The organism is Limosilactobacillus secundus (assembly GCF_020784695.1).
Classification (GTDB): Bacteria; Bacillota; Bacilli; order Lactobacillales; family Lactobacillaceae; genus Limosilactobacillus; species Limosilactobacillus reuteri_F.
Map to the genome: position 1 here is coordinate 60,325 of NZ_JAJGUA010000028.1, position 18,104 is coordinate 78,428.

Here is an 18,104-nt window from a genome sequence, read left to right on the forward strand (position 1 = left end):
TTGATTTTTTTGGTAGAATAGTGAAGAAATTTAAAGGAGTGTATATAGGCATGGGTAAATTTGAAGTGTTAGATCATCCATTGATTCAGCACAAGCTAACAATGATTCGGGACAAAAATGTTGGGACAAAGTTTTTCCGGGAAACCGTCAAGGAAATTTCAACTTTAATGGCTTATGAAGTTGCACGTGATATGCCATTAAAGGATGTTGAAATTGAAACGCCGATTGCTAAAACGACCCAGAAAGAATTGGCTGGTAAAAAGGTAGCGATTATTCCAATTCTTCGGGCAGGAATTGGAATGGTTGATGGGATGACTGATCTTATCCCAGCAGCTAAAATTGGTTTTATCGGAATGTACCGGGATGAAGAAACCTTAAAGCCACATGAATACTTTGTTAAGTTACCTAATGATATTACAGAACGGCAATTATTCATCGTTGATCCAATGCTGGCCACTGGTGGTTCAGCAATGATGGCAATCGAAGCCTTAAAGAAGCGTGGTTGCTCAGAAAAGAATATGAAATTTGCTTGCTTAGTTGCAGCCCCTGAAGGAGTTAAAGCTGTGCGCGACGCTTATCCAGATGTCGATATTTATACAGCAGGACTTGATGATCATCTTAATGAAGATGGATACATTGTTCCTGGATTAGGTGATGCTGGTGACCGTCTTTTTGGTACTAAGTAGGTTATTAAAAAATAAAAGCATGATCTGCAGAACTTTTTAGCTTTCGCAAATCTTGCTTTTATTTTTTTTGTTTGTGTTGAAAAGGCTTTCGCTTATAATAGGTACTATACCAGAAAAGGGGAATTGATTAATGGAGACCCAAATTAATGGAATCGCAGCTAGTGATGGAGTGGGAATTGCACCTGCTTACTTATTAACGAAGCCTAATCTTAGTTTTGAAAAGTATCATATTAGTGACCCCGATAGTGAAAAAGCAAGATTACACCGTGCTTTTGAGAAGATCATTCAGAAACTAAAGGAGACCCAAAAGAAGCTTGTTGATAAACTTAATGCAGAAGATTTGGCAATTTTTGATACTCACATTGCAATCTTAAATGATCCTGAAATGATTAAACAAGTTGAAAACCGGATTACTAATCAACGCTTAAATGCAGAATCGGCTTTTGCAGAAGTAATTACTAAGATGATCAAAACTCTTCAGGCGATGACCGGAAATGAATATATGCAAGAGCGAGCAACTGATTTTCAAAATATTCAAGATCAGGTTTTAGCGGAGTTAGAAGGGAAGAAGCTCCCTAATTTGCGTGAATTAGATCACCCTGTCATTGTGGTTGCCCATTCGATTGGCCCAGCCGATACTTCACAGATGGATGGCCGCTTTGTTAAGGGAATTATTACCGATTTGGGTGGGCGAACTAGTCACGCAGCGATTATGGCTCGTTCTTTACAGATTCCAGCAATTGTTGGGTGTAACGACATAACCAAAAAGGTGCAGAATGGCCAACGAGTAATTGTTGATGGTTTTGAAGGCAGTGCAATTGTTAAACCGTCAACAATTGATGTTAAACAATACCAAAAAATTGCTGATAAGTTTATGAATGTTCGTCAGCAATGGAAAAAAATGATTAATCAGCCCTCAGTAACCGCTGATGGTCAGCGGTATAAGATTTCAGCTAATATTGGTTCTTCAGTGGATCTTTCGTCAGCAATAGAAAATGGTGCTGATGGTGTTGGTCTATTTCGAACTGAATTTCTTTATATGAAAAGCGACCATCTCCCAACCGAAGAAGAGCAGTTTAATGCTTATCGCCGAGCTGTTGAACAGTTAAATGGGGAACGATTAGTAGTTCGGACCTTAGATATAGGTGGAGATAAACCACTTCAATTTATGCCTTTACCTAAAGAAATGAATCCATTCCTTGGGTATCGGGCTATTCGGATTGCTCTTGATCGGCCAGAAATGTTTAGGACTCAATTGCGAGCCTTACTCCGAGCATCCGAGTTTGGGAAGATTAATATTATGTTTCCAATGATTACCACGCTTGAAGAATTACAAGCAGCTAAGAAAATTTATTATGAGGAGCAACAAAAATTAGCTGTTGATCATCCAGAAATTGGCAGCGATGTCCATCTTGGGATAATGATTGAAGTTCCATTAGCTGCGTTAAATGCTGATCGCTTAGCTGCAGAAGTTGATTTCTTTAGCATTGGAACTAATGACCTAATTCAATATTGTTTTGCGGCTGACCGTGGTAATGATTCAGTTTCGTACCTTTACCAGCCGCTAAATCCAACTTTTTTAAAATTAATTAAGCACATTATCGATGCTGGGCATGCTCATGACACAACTGTGGCGATGTGTGGAGAAATGGCAGGGGATCGTTATGCCTTGCCACTATTAATCGGGATGGGATTAGATGTCTATTCGATGAGTGCCAGTTCTATTTTACGGACACGTTTAATGATGAAGCAATTAGACAGTAAGAAATGTCAGGAACTTTATCAACAGGCTGTTACAGCTTGTGATTCAATGATTGATGTGCAAAAGTTAGTTCAAGATTGGCTAGTAGCAAATTAAAAAGGATTTAGGAAAAGTAAAGATTTTTCTTAAATCCTTTTTTTGTCTCTTGTTAAGAGTAAAATGGCAATAGTTTTGTTGTACTAAGGGGATGTAAAGTTGTGATTAAGCAATACTGGACAAAGCAAAGAATCTGGTTGTTAATTTTTTTAGTAGTCGTCGGGATTGGTGTTCTATTGTTTACTAGCCACAATGAACATTTCTATCAACAACCAATCGCTAAAGTAATCAGCGAAAAAACGGTGAATAAGCAAAGAGTGAAAGACCAGTTTGATAATATTGACCATCAATATTATCAACAACTCCAAGTAAAACTAATGAATGGTAAATATCGCGGGCAAGAATTAACAGTCCAAAATACATATAGTGATTCGCAACCGATGGATCAACGTTATCGGGTAGGAAATGAGGTCTTTTTAACCCAACTTCGTAAACGAGGCGGAAAACTAACCGCCAATGTTAACGGTTATAAGCGGGACACAGTAATCGTCTTTTTACTTTGGCTTGTTGTCTTGATGTTGCTTCTCCTGATGGGACGTTCAGGGCTGTTGGCATTCTTGAGCGTAGTTATTAATGCTCTTTTGTTTATAATTGCAATTGAAATCGACTTAAAACAAAATGGTCAGCATATCATGCTGCTTTTTAGTATTCTTGCCATAATTTTTACGTTTATTAGCCTATTATTAGTTCTTGGTTTTAGTAAAAAGATGCTGGCCACTTTTGCAGCAACAGTTATTGGGACATTTGTTGCCTTGGGAGTAAGTATGCTTGTATTTATGTGGACGCATGAACGGGGGATTTACTATGAATCAATGGAATATGTTACGCAAGTTCCTCGAGCGCTTTTTTTAGCCGAAACGTTGTTAGGGTCTTTAGGAGCAGTAATGGATGAATCAAGCGATATTATTGCCACTCTTTTTGAGCTAAAACAATTGAATCCAGCTGTTACCCGCAAACAGTTATTTATCTCGGGACGCAATGTTGGTAAATCAATTATGGGACCATTAATAAATGTTTTGTTTTTAATTTTTATGGTAGATACTTTTACCGGTAGTCTTTTGTATATCAAAAATGGTAACTCGTGGGGTTATACCTATGCAATGAATATGAGCTTGGGGACCATTCAAAGCCTGATTAGTGGGATTGGGATTGTCCTTTCAATTCCCCTTGTAAGTCTCTTTGGAGCGTTACTGTTAGGAAAGAAGGTGCAGAGATGACGACAATTACAGGTCTTGGCTTGGTATTGCTAATTTTGATGGTTCTTGTGGGAGGAAAACAGGGGTGGACAGCTTTTTTAAGCTTGCTTCTTAACTTTGGCTTTTTATATTTTGCAATTATTTTAGTCGCGTTTCATGTTCCCCCGTTATTTGTAACGGTGACTATTGGAATTACAATTTTGGCAATAACTATTTTCATGGGAGAAGATGATTTGCGGACAACCGTGACGGCATTTTATGCTTCACTCATCGTGTTATGCTTAATTTTAGTGCTGATCTTTATTGTTGAGCACTGGGCAATGGTGCAGGGCTTTGGAACAGAAGATAGCGATGAGTTAGAAGGAATGTCAATTTTAATTGGAATTAGTTATTTCAAAGTTTCTGTTACTACTACTATTTTGAGTTCGCTCGGAGCAATTGCAGAAGCAGCGATGGCGATCTCCTCTGGCCTTACGGAAATCCTTGAGAATCATCCCGAAAGAACTAATCGGCAATTGGTTCATAGTGGGATGGCAATCGGGCAACAAATTATTGGAACAACATTTAATACGCTTTTCTTTGGCTTCTTTGGAGGATTCTTAGCGCTGTTTATTTGGTTCTTAGGCCTTCATTATTCCTTTGGTACAATTATGAATAATAAAATTTTTGTGGCAGAAATGATTGAAATTCTGATCTCTTTCATTGGGGTGCTGATCACTGTCCCCATGACTGCTTGGGTGATGACAAAGCGTCGTAAATCAGTTATTGACAATTACCCTAAAACAAAGTAACATACGAATAACTTATAAATAGACCTTTAATCGGAGTCCTGTGAGGCTTCAAAGGTGCGGATAAATTCTCAATGCTCTTTCCATCGTTAGGATTGAGTAGGGAAGAGACGACTTTGGAGCAGGGATTCCAAGGTCGTTTTTCTTTAGGAGGATCTATATGGCGCACCGTGATAATGTTGTTTTAGACGTAGATGAACGACCAGCTCCCTGGCAGTGGTTTGGCTTATCTTTGCAGCATATGTTTTCTATGTTTGGCTCCACTGTCTTGGTCCCAATCTTGGTAGGATTAAATCCAGGAATTGCTTTATTTAGTTCAGGGGTAGGTACCTTGATGTACTTACTCATTACTAAACATAAGATTCCGGCTTACATGGGATCTAGTTTCTCATTTGTTGTCCCGATGATGGCCTTAATGAAAACTACTGGTTATCCCGGAATTGCACAGGGTACCATTGCAGTGGGATGTGTATATTTAATCGTGTCAGTAATTGTAACGTTGATTGGCTCGCAATGGATTGACCGCATTCTGCCACCAATTGTTGTCGGTCCGATTGTTGTTGTAATCGGATTGTCATTAGCAGGAACAGCCGCTAAAGACGCTACCATCAATTCGGCTACTGGCCATTATGATTTGCGCTTTTTTGCGGTCGCAATGCTTACGATGGCAATAACAGTTATCTTCAATATGTATTTTAAGGGATTCCTCGGTTTAATTCCGATTTTGATGGGGATTGTCGCTGGGTATGTCATTGCGGTCTTATTTGGCATTGTGGATTTTTCTCCAGTTGCGCATGCATACTGGTTTAGTTTACCAGATTTTCAGATTCCGTTTGTTGACTATCATCCCCAATTATACTGGGGTGCGATTTTGAGTATGGCACCCATTGCTTTTGTTACCATGACAGAACACTTAGGTCATATTATGGTTCTAAATGAGTTGACTGAGCGCAATTACTTCAAGGAACCAGGATTGAATCATACGCTTGCGGGAGATGGGACTGCTTCAATTATTGCTGGATTCGTTGGTGGACCTCCCGTAACTAGTTATGGTGAAAATATTGGGGTAATGGCAATTACGCGTGTCCATTCAGTTTACGTTATTGCTGGAGCAGCTGTATTTGCTATCTTCTTTAGCTTTATTGGTAAATTAAGCGCCTTGATTGAATCGATTCCTTCACCAGTTATCGGCGGGATTTCATTCCTATTATTTGGGGTGATTGCTTCTAGTGGATTGCGCGTAATGATTGAAAACAAAATTGACTTTAATGAAAAAAGAAATTTGATGATTTCATCGGTTATTTTAGTAATTGGGATTGGAAATGCCTATCTTCAATTAGGGAAATATCAATTCTCTGGATTAGCAGTTGCAGCTGTTCTCGGAATAATAATGAATTTAATTCTTCCACAACAAGCCAAAAGTGAAATGTAGTTGGAATTTTTTTAGTTTATTTAAGCAGAGTGAGATAGGGCATCCGACCTCTTACTCTGCTTTTTCGTATGATAACAAAACAAAAAAATTAAGAGGTCGTGGAAAAAAACAGATTGTAAGAAAAAGTTTATCAAAGTTGCGAAAGCGTTTTCTTTCCGTGCTTATCAATTGCTTAGTAGGTCTATATAAACCTAATGTTTTTTTGAATTTTAACGAAATTAATGATATATTAACATTCGTAACTTGGGGTAGTTCGTTTTATTTGCAACGTTCATCCAATTTACAAGCCAAATTATTGTTATAAGGAAAGAGGTGGAATATGAATGGGCGGTGATGCTTTAACTTTTAAGCTTTTCGGACTCACGTTCAATACTACGAACATTGTTTCTGGACTGATTATCTACGCAATCGTGTTCTTCACTCTTTACGGGATGTCACGAAAGATCCAAATGAAGCCTACTGGTGCACAAAATGTATTTGAGTGGCTAGTTGATTTCACTAATGGAATTGTGCGAAGTCAGATGCCAGCATCCGAACAAGGTCACTATAGTTTCTTTGCCTTTGTTTTGTTTGTTTTCATCTTCTTTGCAAACCAATTCGGTTTAATTTTCCAATTCCATTGGAACGGAGCTGAAGTACTTAGAAGTCCAACGGCAGATCCAGTTGTTACGTTAACACTTTCTTTAATGGTAATGGTATTAGCATTCGCTGCTGGAGTAGCACATAATGGCCTTGGTGGATACCTGAAAGGATACACTAAACCATTTACGTTAATGCTTCCTGTTAACATTATCGAAGACTTTGCTAACTTCTTAACTCTTGGTCTCCGTATTTTTGGTAACATTTTTGCCGGTGAACTTTTAATGAGTTTGATTGCTAATATGGCATTCTCACATGGAATCCTAACCATTATTCCAGGACTATTTTTGGAACTAGCATGGCAAGGGTTCTCCGTATTTATCGGTTCGATTCAGGCATATGTCTTTGTAACATTAACGACGGTTTATATTTCTCGGAAGATTTCCGAATAATAATCCCTAAGGAGGAATTTTAAAATGGCATTAGGAGCAATTGCTGCAGGACTCGCGGCTATGGGTGCCGCTATCGGTGGTGGTATCGGTGACGGTATCTTAATCGGACACACAGTTGACAGTATCGCACGTCAACCAGAATTACAAAGTAGATTACAAGCAACGATGTTTATTGGTGTTGGTTTGATTGAAGCCATGCCTATTATTGCCATCGTTATTGGCTTCCTTGTTATGAACAAGTAATTATTTTAAGTTTTTTATTTTAAGATAAGGAGGTGTCAATAGATGTTTGTAAACAGTGTGTTAGCTGAATCAAACAGTTTATACATTGGTGACTTGGTATTCTACATCGTTACTTTTATCATCTTAATGCTATTAGTTAAGCATTTTGCTTGGAAACCAGTAACAGATATGATGAAGAAACGTGCAGATAAGATTGCTAATGACATTGATAATGCTGCTCGTTCACGTGAAAGTGCTGAAAAGATGGCTGCAAAGCGACAAGCTGAGTTACAAAGCTCACGGCAAGAAGCTGCTGAGATTGTAAGTAATGCTAAAAAGTCTGGGGAAACTCAACGAGCACAGATTGTTGAAACAGCGCAAAAAGATGCCCAAGCTCTCAAGCAACAAGCACAAAAAGATGCTGAGCAAGCACGTCGCGATGCATTAAACAGTGCTAAGGATGACGTTGCAAACTTATCTATTGAGATTGCTTCCAAACTCATCCAAAAAGAATTAAAGGCAGACGATCAAAAAGAATTGATCGATTCTTATATCGAAGGGTTGGTAGAACATGAGTCTTGATAAGAAGACAGTTGCTGATCGCTATGCGAAAGCGCTGTTTGAATTGGTCGATGCTGATAACGAACTCGATCAAACTTATCAAGAATTGATTGCTTTACGCCAAGTCTTTGAGGACAACGAGGGATTGGACGCCGCACTTGCGGGAGTTCAACTGTCACTTGATGAAAAGAAATCATTGATTAAAGATTTACAGCAAGGTGCTTCAAAGTATGTTGCTAACTTAATTCAAATGGTTTTCGATTACGGCCGTATTGACTGCATGGTCGCAATTATTGATGAGTTTGAACGGCGGTATGACCGTAAAATGAAGCGGATGCATGCTGACGTTACCACAGCGATCCAACTCGATAAACAACAAGAGGATCAACTGAAGGCTAATCTTGCAAAACGTTTTGGTGCTAATGAAGTTACCTTAACAGAACATGTTGATCCAGAAATTTTAGGTGGGGTTATTGTCCATGTTGATAATAAAACATTAGATGGTAGTCTCAGCTCAAAGATTAAGCAAATTCGTCGTTTACTAGTTAGATAAATATATCTTTTTTCAAAGAGGTGAGACCTTTATGAGCATTAAAACTGAGGAAATCAGTTCACTCATCAAAAAACAACTCGCCAACTACCAAGACAAAGTATCTGTCGAAGAAACCGGTACTGTTACCTATGTTGGTGATGGGGTTGCTCGTGCCGATGGCTTAGATAATGCTATGGCTGGTGAGTTGCTCGAATTTAGTAACGGGGTCTACGGAATGGCTCAAAACCTCGAAAGTAATGATGTAGGTATTGTTATTTTAGGGGATTACACAGGCATTCGTGAAGGAGACACCGTTAAGCGGACGGGTCGAATCATGGAAGTACCCGTTGGCGATGCATTATTAGGACGGGTTGTTGACTCATTAGGTCGTCCAATTGACGGTCTTGGTGAGATTAAGACAGACAAAACTCGTCCAATTGAACGTAAAGCTCCAGGTGTTATGGAGCGTAAGAGTGTTAGTGTACCACTTCAAACTGGTATTAAGGTTATTGATGCCTTAGTTCCAATTGGACGTGGTCAGCGTGAATTGATTATTGGTGACCGTAAGACAGGTAAAACTGCCATTGCGTTAGACACTATTATTAACCAAAAGAACCAAGACGTAATTTGTATTTACGTTGCTATTGGTCAAAAGGAATCAACTGTTCGGGCTAGTGTTGAAACCCTTCGTAAGTATGGAGCATTAGATTACACAATTGTTGTTTCAGCTAGTGCTTCAAATCCTGCTCCAATGTTATACATTGCGCCATATGCAGGGGCTGCGATGGGTGAAGAATTTATGTTCAACGGTAAAGATGTTCTTATTGTTTATGATGATTTATCAAAACAAGCGGATGCATACCGTGAACTTTCATTAATTCTTCGTCGTCCTCCTGGTCGTGAAGCTTACCCTGGTGATATTTTCTATACTCACTCACGGTTGCTAGAACGTGCTGCTCGTTTGTCTGATGATCTTGGTGGTGGTTCAATGACCGCTTTACCAATCATTCAGACGCAAGCTGGTGATGTTTCTGCATATATTCCTACTAACGTTATTTCTATTACTGATGGTCAGATCTTCTTAGATTCAGATGAATTCTATGCAGGTCAACGTCCAGCTATCGATGCTGGTACTTCAGTTTCTCGTGTTGGTGGTGACGCTCAGATCAAAGCAATGAAGAAAGTTGCTGGTACTTTGCGTTTGGATATTGCTTCATACAACGAATTAGCATCCTTTGCTCAATTCGGTTCCGACCTTGATGCAGCTACTCAGGCTAAATTGGCTCGTGGTCAACGGACTATGGAAGTCTTAAAGCAGGGATTGCATGACCCGCTCCCAGTAGAAGAACAAGTTGTAACATTATTTGCTCTTTCACGTGGCTATATCGATAAAGTCGAAATTGAAGATGTTCAACGTTACGAAAGTGAATTGGCTGCTTACATGCATGCTAACCACCAAGACCTCTACGACACCATCAAGAAGACTGGTAAGCTACCAGAAGGCGATGACTTGCAAAATGCTGTTGCTAAGTTCTCTGAAACATTTCAAGGGACTAAAAAGCAAGTCGCTGAAGAAAAATAGTTAATGATGATTAGTCGAAAGGACGGTGAGATTTAGTGCCAGCTTCACTCGCTGCAGTTAAACATAAGATTGATTCCACTAAAAGTACGCGTCAGATTACTTCGGCGATGCAAATGGTTTCAACCGCAAAACTGAATCAAATTCAACACCACACTCAGACCTACGAAGTATATGCTGAGAAGGTTAAGCAAATGTTGTCTGATCTGGTTAAATCTCACAGCGCAACATCTGCAGCTTCGCAAGATGATGTTTACGCTGCACTGTTTAAAAAGCGCGCAGTTAAAAAGACTGGGGTGCTTGTGATTACGTCTGACCGAGGTTTGGTTGGTAGTTACAACAGTAATATTATCAAGCAAACGTTAGATATGATGGCTAAGCACAATCTTGATAAAGACAACACAGTATTCCTGACGGTCGGTAAAACAGGGACAGAATTCTTTAAGAAGAGGGGAATGAATGTCGTTTACGAATATTCAGGCGTTAGCGATGTTCCTACCTATCGTGAAGTTCATAGTATTGTGAAAACCGCTGTTCAAATGTACAGTGACCAAGTATTTGATGAAATGTATATGGTTTATAGTCATTACGTTAACCGGATCACATCAAATGTTATTGTTCACGATGTACTCCCGATTACTGAAAAGTCATTACTCAATGACGAAAATGAAGCACAAGAAAAGACAGAATTAAATAATTCTGATGTAAGTACTGCGCACGTTTCAGCCGAGTATGAATTTGAACCGTCAGATACAGAAATCATTTCTGCATTGGTTGCCCAATATGCAGAAAGTTTGATTTATGGAGCGATTCTTGATGCTAAGACATCAGAACACTCTTCAAGTGCGAATGCAATGCGCTCAGCTACAGATAATGCTGATGACATTATCTCTACTCTCGAATTGCAATATAACCGAGCACGGCAAGCAGCAATTACCACTGAAATTACAGAAATTACTGGTGGTATGACTGCTCAAGAATAATTTTTTCTAACGTAGGAGGAAACAACATGAGTTCTGGTAAAGTTTTACAAGTTATCGGACCGGTTGTTGATGTTGAATTTCCCTTAGACGAAAAACTTCCTGAAATTAATGACGCTTTGAAGATTAAGGAAAGCGATGGTAAGACTTTAACAACTGAAGTTGCCTTGGAATTAGGTGATGGTGTTGTTCGAACAATTGCCATGGACGGTACTGATGGTCTTCAACGTGGTATGGAAGTTGAAAACACTGGCGCATCAATTAGTGTACCAGTTGGTGATGATACTCTGGGACGAGTATTTAACGTCTTAGGGGAACCTGTTGACAACGGACCGAAATTTGGTCCTGATGCAAAGCGGATGCCTATTCACCGTGATGCACCAAAGTATGATGACTTAAATAATGCTACCGAAATTTTGGAAACTGGGATCAAGGTTATTGATTTACTAGCTCCATATGTTCGTGGTGGTAAGATTGGTCTATTTGGTGGTGCCGGTGTTGGTAAAACCGTTTTGATTCAGGAATTGATTCATAACATTGCTCAAGGTCATAATGGTATTTCTGTCTTCACAGGGGTTGGTGAACGTACCCGTGAAGGTAATGATATGTACTATGAAATGAAGGCCTCTGGAGTTCTTGAAAAGACGGCCATGGTTTATGGTCAGATGAACGAACCACCTGGTGCCCGTATGCGGGTTGCCTTAACTGGTTTAACAATTGCGGAATACTTCCGTGATGTAAAGGGACAAGATGTTTTGCTCTTTATTGATAACATCTTCCGGTTTACACAAGCTGGTTCAGAAGTTTCTGCCCTCTTGGGTCGGATTCCTTCTGCCGTTGGTTACCAGCCAACATTAGCTACTGAAATGGGTCAGTTACAGGAACGGATTACTTCAACTAAGAAGGGATCTATTACGTCTATTCAAGCCGTTTATGTTCCAGCCGATGACTATACCGACCCTGCACCAGCTACGACATTTGCCCACTTGGATGCAACTACTAACTTGGAACGTCGATTAACTCAAATTGGTATTTATCCAGCCGTTGACCCATTAGCTTCAACTTCTACTGCTCTTACCCCAGAAATTGTTGGTAAAGAACACTATGAAGTTGCTACACAGGTTCAACACGTTCTTCAACGATACCATGAACTTCAAGATATCATCTCTATTTTAGGTATGGATGAATTATCTGACGAAGAAAAGACAATCGTTGCTCGTGCCCGGCGGATTCAAAACTTCCTTTCCCAAAGCTTTAGTGTTGCTTCCCAATTTACAGGTTTACCTGGTAAATATGTTCCATTAAAGGAAACAATTAAAGGCTTTAAGGAAATTCTTGCTGGTAAGTATGATGATCTTCCAGAAGAAGCTTTCCGGTTAGTTGGACCAATTGAAGACGTTGTTGAAAAGGCAAAGAAAATGAAGGCTGATACTGACGAAGATAGCTCAGAAGACTAGGAGGGATAATTATGGCTGAAAATACTTTTAAGGTCACTATTATTACTCCAGATGGCACCGTCTATGATAATGATAAGGTTACCATGCTCGTTATGAACACTGCTGGTGGACAAATGGGAATCATGGCTAACCACGTACCATTAATTGCTGCGCTTGAAATCAGTACAGTTCGAATTAAACATTCTGAAGGCACTGATGAAGTTGCAGCGGTTAACGGTGGGATCATTCAATTTGATGGTCAAAATGCTACAATCGCAGCTGATAGTGCTGAAATGCCTGAAACAATTGACGTTGAGCGGGCACAGAGAGCTAAAAAGCGTTCTGAGTCTGCAATCGAAGAAGCAAAGAAGAAGCATAACCAAAGCGATTTATCACGTGCAGAAGTTCACCTTAAGCGTGCAATTAACCGTTTGAATGCTGCTTCTAAGCAACGCAATATCTAAGGTATAATATCAAAAGTGAGTGGGATTCTTGACAAGGCGGTGGGCTGAGGATAGAACGGTGATTAGCACGGCACGGGCTGATTATCGTTCGGACTTACTCCCAAGCCTTGGGGTTAATTTCCACGATCTCTTAAATAAAGTTCGTATAAATAAAGAGGCTATTGAAAAAACTTCGTTTTTTCAATAGCCTCTTTATTTTTTTAAAGTGTAAACTGCTAAAACGCAGTAGATACCAGCCATCTTTACGGGGATGAGAATAAAAATTCGCAAGCAAGTTTAGTCTCATTTCTTTTTCATTTAAAAGATCATTAAGCTTTTTTACGAATTAATAATTTAATCATGTGATATGATATGATTAAATTTAGTTTAAAAGAGGGTGATCGATTGCAAATTACAGGATTACGAGCGCTAATAGAAATAATAGTGCAACTGGCATTTGTCTGGTTAGCGTTTTTTGCTATTCAAGGGATACATTTTGAGCATTTTTTTAACCGACCACCACGTACATTGCCTCTACTTATTGTTTTGATGGCAACTGGACTAGGATATTTATGTGCGACATTTTTCTTAAATATTCTAAGTGCAATTGGTAATTTGACATATTTAATTCGATAGTATTTACTGGAGGATCTTATGGAAAAAATTGTTGTTAAGGGCGGTCAGAGGTTAACCGGTCGAGTTAGAGTTGAAGGAGCAAAAAATGCAGTCTTACCAATTCAAGCAGCATCTATTTTGGCTTCTAGCGGAAACATTAAATTATCAAATGTTCCCATTTTATCAGATGTAACGACAATGAATCAGTTATTACGGTTCTTAAATATAAAAGTAGATTTTGATAAAAATAAGCATGTTTTGACGATTGACGCAGCTGACCCTGTATCATCTGAAGCACCATTAGAATATGTTAGCCGGATGCGGGCATCGATGGTAGTCTTAGGACCTTTACTAGCTCGGACAGGTCATGCGCAAATTGCGCTTCCTGGTGGCTGTGCGATTGGATCCCGGCCAATTGACTTACATCTTAAGGGATTACGTCAATTAGGAGCGGTTATTGAGCAACACGATGGATACTTAGAAGCGCGGGCTGAACACTTAATTGGTGATCATATTTATCTAGATTTTCCTAGTGTCGGTGCAACGCAAAATCTGATGATGGCAGCAACACTTGCGCAGGGAATTACAACAATTGAAAATGCCGCCAGTGAACCTGAAATTGTTGATTTAGCAAACATGCTGAATAAAATGGGTGCACGTGTTCATGGTGCTGGAACAGACATTATTCGCATTCAAGGGGTTAATTTCCTTCATGGTTGTGAACATACAGTAATGCCAGATAGAATTGAGGCAGGAACATTTATGATTGCGACAGCCATTACTAATGGTGATGTCGTGGTGGAAGGAGCAATTGCTGAGCATAACACCTCACTAATTGCTAAATTGGAAGAAATGGGTGTGACAGTTATCGTTCAAGAAGATGGAATCCGTGTTCTTGGGACTTCTGTTCTAATTCCCACAAATATTAAGACCCTTCCATATCCGGGGTTCCCTACTGATCTTCAACCACAAATGTCCGTTCTTCAGCTTTTGGCAAATGGGACCAGTACCTTAGACGAAACGATCTTTGAGAAGCGTTTTATGCATTTAGAAGAATTACGACGAATGAATGCCGATTTTCAAATTAATGGTCCCGTTGCGGTTTTAAACGGTCCCACGCGCTTTAGTGGCGCTGAAGTAGCTGCCTCTGATTTACGAGCAGGGGCTGCTTTAGTGCTGGCCGGGTTAGTTGCTGATGGAATTACCCAGGTTCGTAACCTAAAATATATTGATCGGGGATATTACCATTTTCACCAAAAGTTACAACAATTAGGGGCCAAGATTGATCGAATTGATGTCGAGGATAAAATTAAATTGGCAATAAAGCCCTCTAAGAATAAAACAAATCAAGATTAAAGATTCGTAAGCGACGTCTATCTGGATCCCTATTTTGTGGTATAATTACGAACGATATTAACGAGTTTAGCGTTAAAACTTAACTAGCTAAAAGGAGAAGAAATTAATGGCAAAGGATATTGGAATTGATTTGGGAACTGCCAATGTTTTGATTTATGTTCAAGGCAAGGGTATTGTTCTAAATGAACCGTCAGTTGTGGCGGTTGATACAAAAACCAATAAAGTATTGGCTGTTGGTTCAGAAGCATACCGAATGGTTGGACGCACTCCTAGTAACATTCGGGCCATTCGTCCATTAAAGGATGGTGTTATTTCTGATTTTGATGTTACTCAAGAAATGCTTTCCTACTTTATTGGTAAACTAAGCGTTAAAGGGTTTATGTCAAAGCCAAACATCATGATCTGCGCACCAACAAATATTACTGAGATTGAACGGAAGGCAATTATTCAAGCCGCTGAACAATCTGGTGGTGGTAAAGTTTACCTTGAATACGAGCCAAAAGTAGCAGCAATTGGTGCTGGATTAGATATTTTTAAACCTCGTGGAAACATGGTCATTGATATGGGTGGTGGTACCAGTGATATCGCCATTCTTTCATTAGGAGATATTGTCTCAAGCCAGTCAATTCGAATGGCCGGTGATAAGATGAATAGTGATATTGCTTCTTACATTAAGAATAAGCACGGCTTAGTAATTGGTGAACATACTGCCGAAAAGATTAAAATGGAACTTGGGACTGCATTACGGACTGATGATCCTGAAACAATGGATGTTCGTGGTCGTGATGTAGCTACTGGAATGCCAAAGCAAATCACAGTTAATGAAAATGAAATTGAAGAAGCATTGCATGATACGCTTGAACAGATTGTTTCAGCCGCTGTAAATGTATTAGAAACAATTCCACCAGAGTTAGCTAGTGATATTATTGACCGAGGAATAATGTTAACTGGTGGTACTTCTTTGTTAAAGGGTGTCGATCAATTATTCAGTGCTCGTCTAAAAGTACCGGTTGTTGTTTCACAAGACCCATTAGACAATGTTGCTAAGGGTGCTGGTGAAATGTTAGAACGGATGCAAAAGACTGAACGAAAGAAGTAGTTTGAAAATGGTAAGGATTTTATGTGACCTTATACGCTGGTATCAACAAGGAATTTCTGCCCAACGACCATTTCGCGTATGTCGCTTTACCCCCTCGTGTTCACAGTACATGTTAGAAGCTCTTCAACGCTTTGGCTTAAAGGGAATATTGCTCGGCAGTTGGCGGCTCCTTCGTTGTCAGCCGTTTTCTCGTGGTGGCTATGATCCAGTACCTAATCATTTTACTTTTCGTCGTCAGGGATAATAATAGTTATTAAGGGTGAAAAAGTGTCAAAGAAAGATAAAAAAGTAGAAGTCAGCGTTAAAGATATTGAACGTCGTAATCAACCGGTTCAACAAATTTTTATTGGAGACCGATTGATTGGTGAAGTTGTAACCGATAATGAACGTTTCAAAGCAATGCTGATAAGTGACCAGAGTGAATTTTATGTTCGTTCTCAAGAAGAGGGATTAGAAATAGTCCTTCAACAATATCATCTTCACCAGCATTAGTTTGGTGAACCATCCTCTTTGATTAATAATTTGTAAAGGAGTTTGGTAATGCAACGTTCGCAAAATGATGTAGAAAGTCGGATTGACTGGGGAATTATATTCTGTGTTCTTTTGTTGGCCTTGATTGGTCTTGCCTCAATATATGTAGCGGCAGTTCATGATCGGCAGCAAACTAGTGTAGCACGACAGGTTATTACCCAGTTGGTTTGGTATGCGGTTGGAACAATCCTTATTATTGTCATTATGCAATTTGATGCTGAACAATTATGGAAATTAGCACCAATTGTATACTGGCTAAGTGTATTTCTAATGTTCGCAATCTTAGTCTTTTATAGTCGAGCTTATTATGCTAGTACAGGGGCTAAGAGTTGGTTTGCAATTGGACCATTTACGTTTCAGCCCTCAGAAATAATGAAACCTGCTTATATTTTAATGATGGGGCGTGTTATTACGACTCATAATAATCGATATAGTGTGCATACAGTTGATTCAGATTGGCGATTAATTGGAACAATGTTCTTATGGCTATTACCAATTTTGATTTCCCTTAAGTTTCAAAATGACTTTGGGACTGGATTAGTATTCTTCGCTATTTTCTGTGGAATGGTCTTAGTTTCTGGAGTAACTTGGCGAATTTTAGCACCAGCAGTTACGATACTAGTTGTTGTTGGTGGTTCCGCCTTAGCGATGGTAACTAGTTCGGTTGGACGACAAATACTTGAACATATTGGATTTCAAGCATATCAGTTTGATCGGGTTGATACCTGGCTTCATCCAGAACAGGATACAACTAATCAAGGGTATCAGTTATGGCAGAGTATTAAGGCCGTTGGTTCTGGTGGTATTACTGGGACTGGTTTTAATAACTCAAAAGTGTATGTACCAGTTCGTGAATCAGATATGATTTTTTCCGTTATTGGTGAGAATTTTGGGTTTATTGGCGGAGTTTTATTAATCCTCATTTACTTGTTACTGATCTACTTAATGATTCGAGTAACATTCGATACCAAGAACGAATTTTATGCTTATATTTCAACGGGAGTTATCATGATGATTTTATTCCATGTTTTTGAAAATATTGGAATGAATATTGGTCTATTACCATTAACAGGTATTCCGTTGCCATTTATTAGTGCTGGGGGATCCTCGTTAATTGGTAACCTGATTGGGATTGGAATGGTGATGTCGATGCGTTACCACCATCATTCTTATATGTTTAGTAGTAATCGTGAATTTAGATAGCGAGGTCATAAAATGGCAAAAGATTATTTTTGGGTAAAAGAACAAGCAGATGGTACTAAGCGTATCGGTTTAAACGATGAAGGCCGTGATGAGTTAGGAGAAGTAAGTTTCATCGATGTACCGGCAGTAGGGACAACCTTGAAACAAGCTGACAAATTTATTGCGGTTGAAGCAGAAAAAGCTGTTACCGATGTGGATAGCCCCATTGATGGTAAGATTACCAAAATAAATGAAGCTATTATTGATGATCCGACTGGCTTAAGTTCGAGCGATATGAAAAAAAATTGGATTGTTGAAATTAAATAAAAAAATAGGAGGGAGCGAGACAGAAGTCACTTGTGACTTCGTTTTCGAGCCCCCGCAAGCAACAATAGGCCTCTAACGTCCGGTTTTGCCGGACGTTAGAGGCCATTGTTGTACTGCGTATTTGCTTTTTATGGGTATCTGTCAACTGGTATGGTTGACTAAAAATACTTCCTACGAAAATGTAGGGGGTATTTTTTTTTATGAAAAAATACAATCAATTCTTAAAAAGAAAAATTTTTGATTAGCAAAA

General features: G+C 39.2%; 20 protein-coding genes. All 20 read left to right on the forward strand.

Annotation, left to right across the window (positions count from 1 at the left end):
* Positions 1–50: 50 nt before the first annotated feature.
* The 20 genes from upp (at position 51) to LMB57_RS03845 (ending at position 17,854) form a co-directional block, all read left to right on the forward strand.
* Complete coding sequence (upp, locus tag LMB57_RS03750) at positions 51–686, forward strand: uracil phosphoribosyltransferase (RefSeq protein ID WP_003676152.1); 636 nt, start codon at positions 51–53, stop codon at positions 684–686.
* A 130-nt stretch (positions 687–816) separates the two neighbouring features.
* The gene (gene ptsP, locus LMB57_RS03755; protein ID WP_229271165.1) at positions 817–2,544 is read left to right on the forward strand and encodes a phosphoenolpyruvate--protein phosphotransferase; all 1,728 of its coding nucleotides are present in this window, start codon (positions 817–819) and stop codon (positions 2,542–2,544) included.
* A gap of 101 nt (positions 2,545–2,645) precedes the next feature.
* Positions 2,646–3,761, forward strand: coding sequence for a YibE/F family protein (locus LMB57_RS03760; RefSeq protein WP_229271164.1), 1,116 nt, complete (start codon positions 2,646–2,648; stop codon positions 3,759–3,761).
* Complete coding sequence (locus LMB57_RS03765) at positions 3,758–4,531, forward strand: YibE/F family protein (RefSeq protein WP_229271163.1); 774 nt, start codon at positions 3,758–3,760, stop codon at positions 4,529–4,531. Before LMB57_RS03760 ends, LMB57_RS03765 begins: the two co-directional genes overlap by 4 nt.
* A gap of 157 nt (positions 4,532–4,688) precedes the next feature.
* Positions 4,689–5,960 (forward strand): solute carrier family 23 protein, encoded by a 1,272-nt coding sequence (locus LMB57_RS03770; RefSeq protein ID WP_229271162.1) that lies wholly within the window; start codon positions 4,689–4,691, stop codon positions 5,958–5,960.
* Between the two features lie 323 nt (positions 5,961–6,283).
* The gene (gene atpB / locus LMB57_RS03775; protein WP_003666558.1) at positions 6,284–6,991 is read left to right on the forward strand and encodes a F0F1 ATP synthase subunit A; all 708 of its coding nucleotides are present in this window, start codon (positions 6,284–6,286) and stop codon (positions 6,989–6,991) included.
* 24 nt (positions 6,992–7,015) lie between these two features.
* On the forward strand, positions 7,016–7,234 hold the full coding sequence (atpE, locus tag LMB57_RS03780; RefSeq protein ID WP_003666561.1) for a F0F1 ATP synthase subunit C: 219 nt from the start codon (positions 7,016–7,018) through the stop codon (positions 7,232–7,234).
* 42 nt (positions 7,235–7,276) lie between these two features.
* Positions 7,277–7,795, forward strand: a complete 519-nt coding sequence (gene atpF / locus LMB57_RS03785) for a F0F1 ATP synthase subunit B (protein ID WP_003666564.1) — start codon at positions 7,277–7,279, stop codon at positions 7,793–7,795.
* On the forward strand, positions 7,785–8,327 hold the full coding sequence (atpH, locus tag LMB57_RS03790; protein WP_003666566.1) for an ATP synthase F1 subunit delta: 543 nt from the start codon (positions 7,785–7,787) through the stop codon (positions 8,325–8,327). Before atpF ends, atpH begins: the two co-directional genes overlap by 11 nt.
* A 31-nt stretch (positions 8,328–8,358) precedes the next feature.
* On the forward strand, positions 8,359–9,888 hold the full coding sequence (atpA, locus tag LMB57_RS03795) for a F0F1 ATP synthase subunit alpha (protein ID WP_229271161.1): 1,530 nt from the start codon (positions 8,359–8,361) through the stop codon (positions 9,886–9,888).
* A gap of 35 nt (positions 9,889–9,923) precedes the next feature.
* A complete protein-coding gene (locus LMB57_RS03800; RefSeq protein ID WP_229271160.1) occupies positions 9,924–10,868 on the forward strand; it encodes a F0F1 ATP synthase subunit gamma in 945 nt (314 codons plus the stop codon).
* Positions 10,869–10,894: 26 nt separating this feature from the next.
* The gene (gene atpD, locus LMB57_RS03805; protein ID WP_182586004.1) at positions 10,895–12,322 is read left to right on the forward strand and encodes a F0F1 ATP synthase subunit beta; all 1,428 of its coding nucleotides are present in this window, start codon (positions 10,895–10,897) and stop codon (positions 12,320–12,322) included.
* Positions 12,323–12,333: 11 nt separating this feature from the next.
* Positions 12,334–12,765: a F0F1 ATP synthase subunit epsilon gene (locus LMB57_RS03810; protein WP_229271159.1), complete on the forward strand. Its 432-nt coding sequence runs from the start codon at positions 12,334–12,336 to the stop codon at positions 12,763–12,765.
* A gap of 351 nt (positions 12,766–13,116) precedes the next feature.
* Positions 13,117–13,380, forward strand: coding sequence for a DUF1146 family protein (locus LMB57_RS03815; RefSeq protein ID WP_152701373.1), 264 nt, complete (start codon positions 13,117–13,119; stop codon positions 13,378–13,380).
* A gap of 18 nt (positions 13,381–13,398) precedes the next feature.
* A complete protein-coding gene (gene murA / locus LMB57_RS03820) occupies positions 13,399–14,715 on the forward strand; it encodes a UDP-N-acetylglucosamine 1-carboxyvinyltransferase (RefSeq protein WP_229271158.1) in 1,317 nt (438 codons plus the stop codon).
* Positions 14,716–14,821: 106 nt separating this feature from the next.
* On the forward strand, positions 14,822–15,814 hold the full coding sequence (gene mreB, locus LMB57_RS03825; RefSeq protein WP_229271157.1) for a rod shape-determining protein: 993 nt from the start codon (positions 14,822–14,824) through the stop codon (positions 15,812–15,814).
* A gap of 7 nt (positions 15,815–15,821) precedes the next feature.
* Positions 15,822–16,058, forward strand: a complete 237-nt coding sequence (gene yidD / locus LMB57_RS03830) for a membrane protein insertion efficiency factor YidD (protein ID WP_011953410.1) — start codon at positions 15,822–15,824, stop codon at positions 16,056–16,058.
* Between the two features lie 23 nt (positions 16,059–16,081).
* The gene (locus tag LMB57_RS03835) at positions 16,082–16,306 is read left to right on the forward strand and encodes a DUF2969 domain-containing protein (protein WP_003666580.1); all 225 of its coding nucleotides are present in this window, start codon (positions 16,082–16,084) and stop codon (positions 16,304–16,306) included.
* A 48-nt stretch (positions 16,307–16,354) separates the two neighbouring features.
* Positions 16,355–17,548 (forward strand): FtsW/RodA/SpoVE family cell cycle protein, encoded by a 1,194-nt coding sequence (locus LMB57_RS03840; RefSeq protein ID WP_229271156.1) that lies wholly within the window; start codon positions 16,355–16,357, stop codon positions 17,546–17,548.
* A gap of 12 nt (positions 17,549–17,560) precedes the next feature.
* On the forward strand, positions 17,561–17,854 hold the full coding sequence (locus tag LMB57_RS03845; RefSeq protein WP_229271155.1) for a glycine cleavage system H family protein: 294 nt from the start codon (positions 17,561–17,563) through the stop codon (positions 17,852–17,854).
* Positions 17,855–18,104 lie beyond the last annotated feature (250 nt).

Coding starts and splice junctions, on each gene's coding strand:
- LMB57_RS03765 (WP_229271163.1), top strand. CDS start 3,758: ATGACGACAATTACAGGTCTTGGCTTGGTATTGCTAATTTTGATGGTT.
- atpH (WP_003666566.1), top strand. CDS start 7,785: ATGAGTCTTGATAAGAAGACAGTTGCTGATCGCTATGCGAAAGCGCTG.
- LMB57_RS03845 (WP_229271155.1), top strand. CDS start 17,561: ATGGCAAAAGATTATTTTTGGGTAAAAGAACAAGCAGATGGTACTAAG.
- LMB57_RS03840 (WP_229271156.1), top strand. CDS start 16,355: ATGCAACGTTCGCAAAATGATGTAGAAAGTCGGATTGACTGGGGAATT.
- atpE (WP_003666561.1), top strand. CDS start 7,016: ATGGCATTAGGAGCAATTGCTGCAGGACTCGCGGCTATGGGTGCCGCT.
- atpF (WP_003666564.1), top strand. CDS start 7,277: ATGTTTGTAAACAGTGTGTTAGCTGAATCAAACAGTTTATACATTGGT.
- mreB (WP_229271157.1), top strand. CDS start 14,822: ATGGCAAAGGATATTGGAATTGATTTGGGAACTGCCAATGTTTTGATT.
- LMB57_RS03770 (WP_229271162.1), top strand. CDS start 4,689: ATGGCGCACCGTGATAATGTTGTTTTAGACGTAGATGAACGACCAGCT.
- LMB57_RS03810 (WP_229271159.1), top strand. CDS start 12,334: ATGGCTGAAAATACTTTTAAGGTCACTATTATTACTCCAGATGGCACC.
- murA (WP_229271158.1), top strand. CDS start 13,399: ATGGAAAAAATTGTTGTTAAGGGCGGTCAGAGGTTAACCGGTCGAGTT.
- atpD (WP_182586004.1), top strand. CDS start 10,895: ATGAGTTCTGGTAAAGTTTTACAAGTTATCGGACCGGTTGTTGATGTT.
- atpA (WP_229271161.1), top strand. CDS start 8,359: ATGAGCATTAAAACTGAGGAAATCAGTTCACTCATCAAAAAACAACTC.
- upp (WP_003676152.1), top strand. CDS start 51: ATGGGTAAATTTGAAGTGTTAGATCATCCATTGATTCAGCACAAGCTA.
- atpB (WP_003666558.1), top strand. CDS start 6,284: ATGGGCGGTGATGCTTTAACTTTTAAGCTTTTCGGACTCACGTTCAAT.
- LMB57_RS03815 (WP_152701373.1), top strand. CDS start 13,117: ATGATTAAATTTAGTTTAAAAGAGGGTGATCGATTGCAAATTACAGGA.
- ptsP (WP_229271165.1), top strand. CDS start 817: ATGGAGACCCAAATTAATGGAATCGCAGCTAGTGATGGAGTGGGAATT.
- yidD (WP_011953410.1), top strand. CDS start 15,822: ATGGTAAGGATTTTATGTGACCTTATACGCTGGTATCAACAAGGAATT.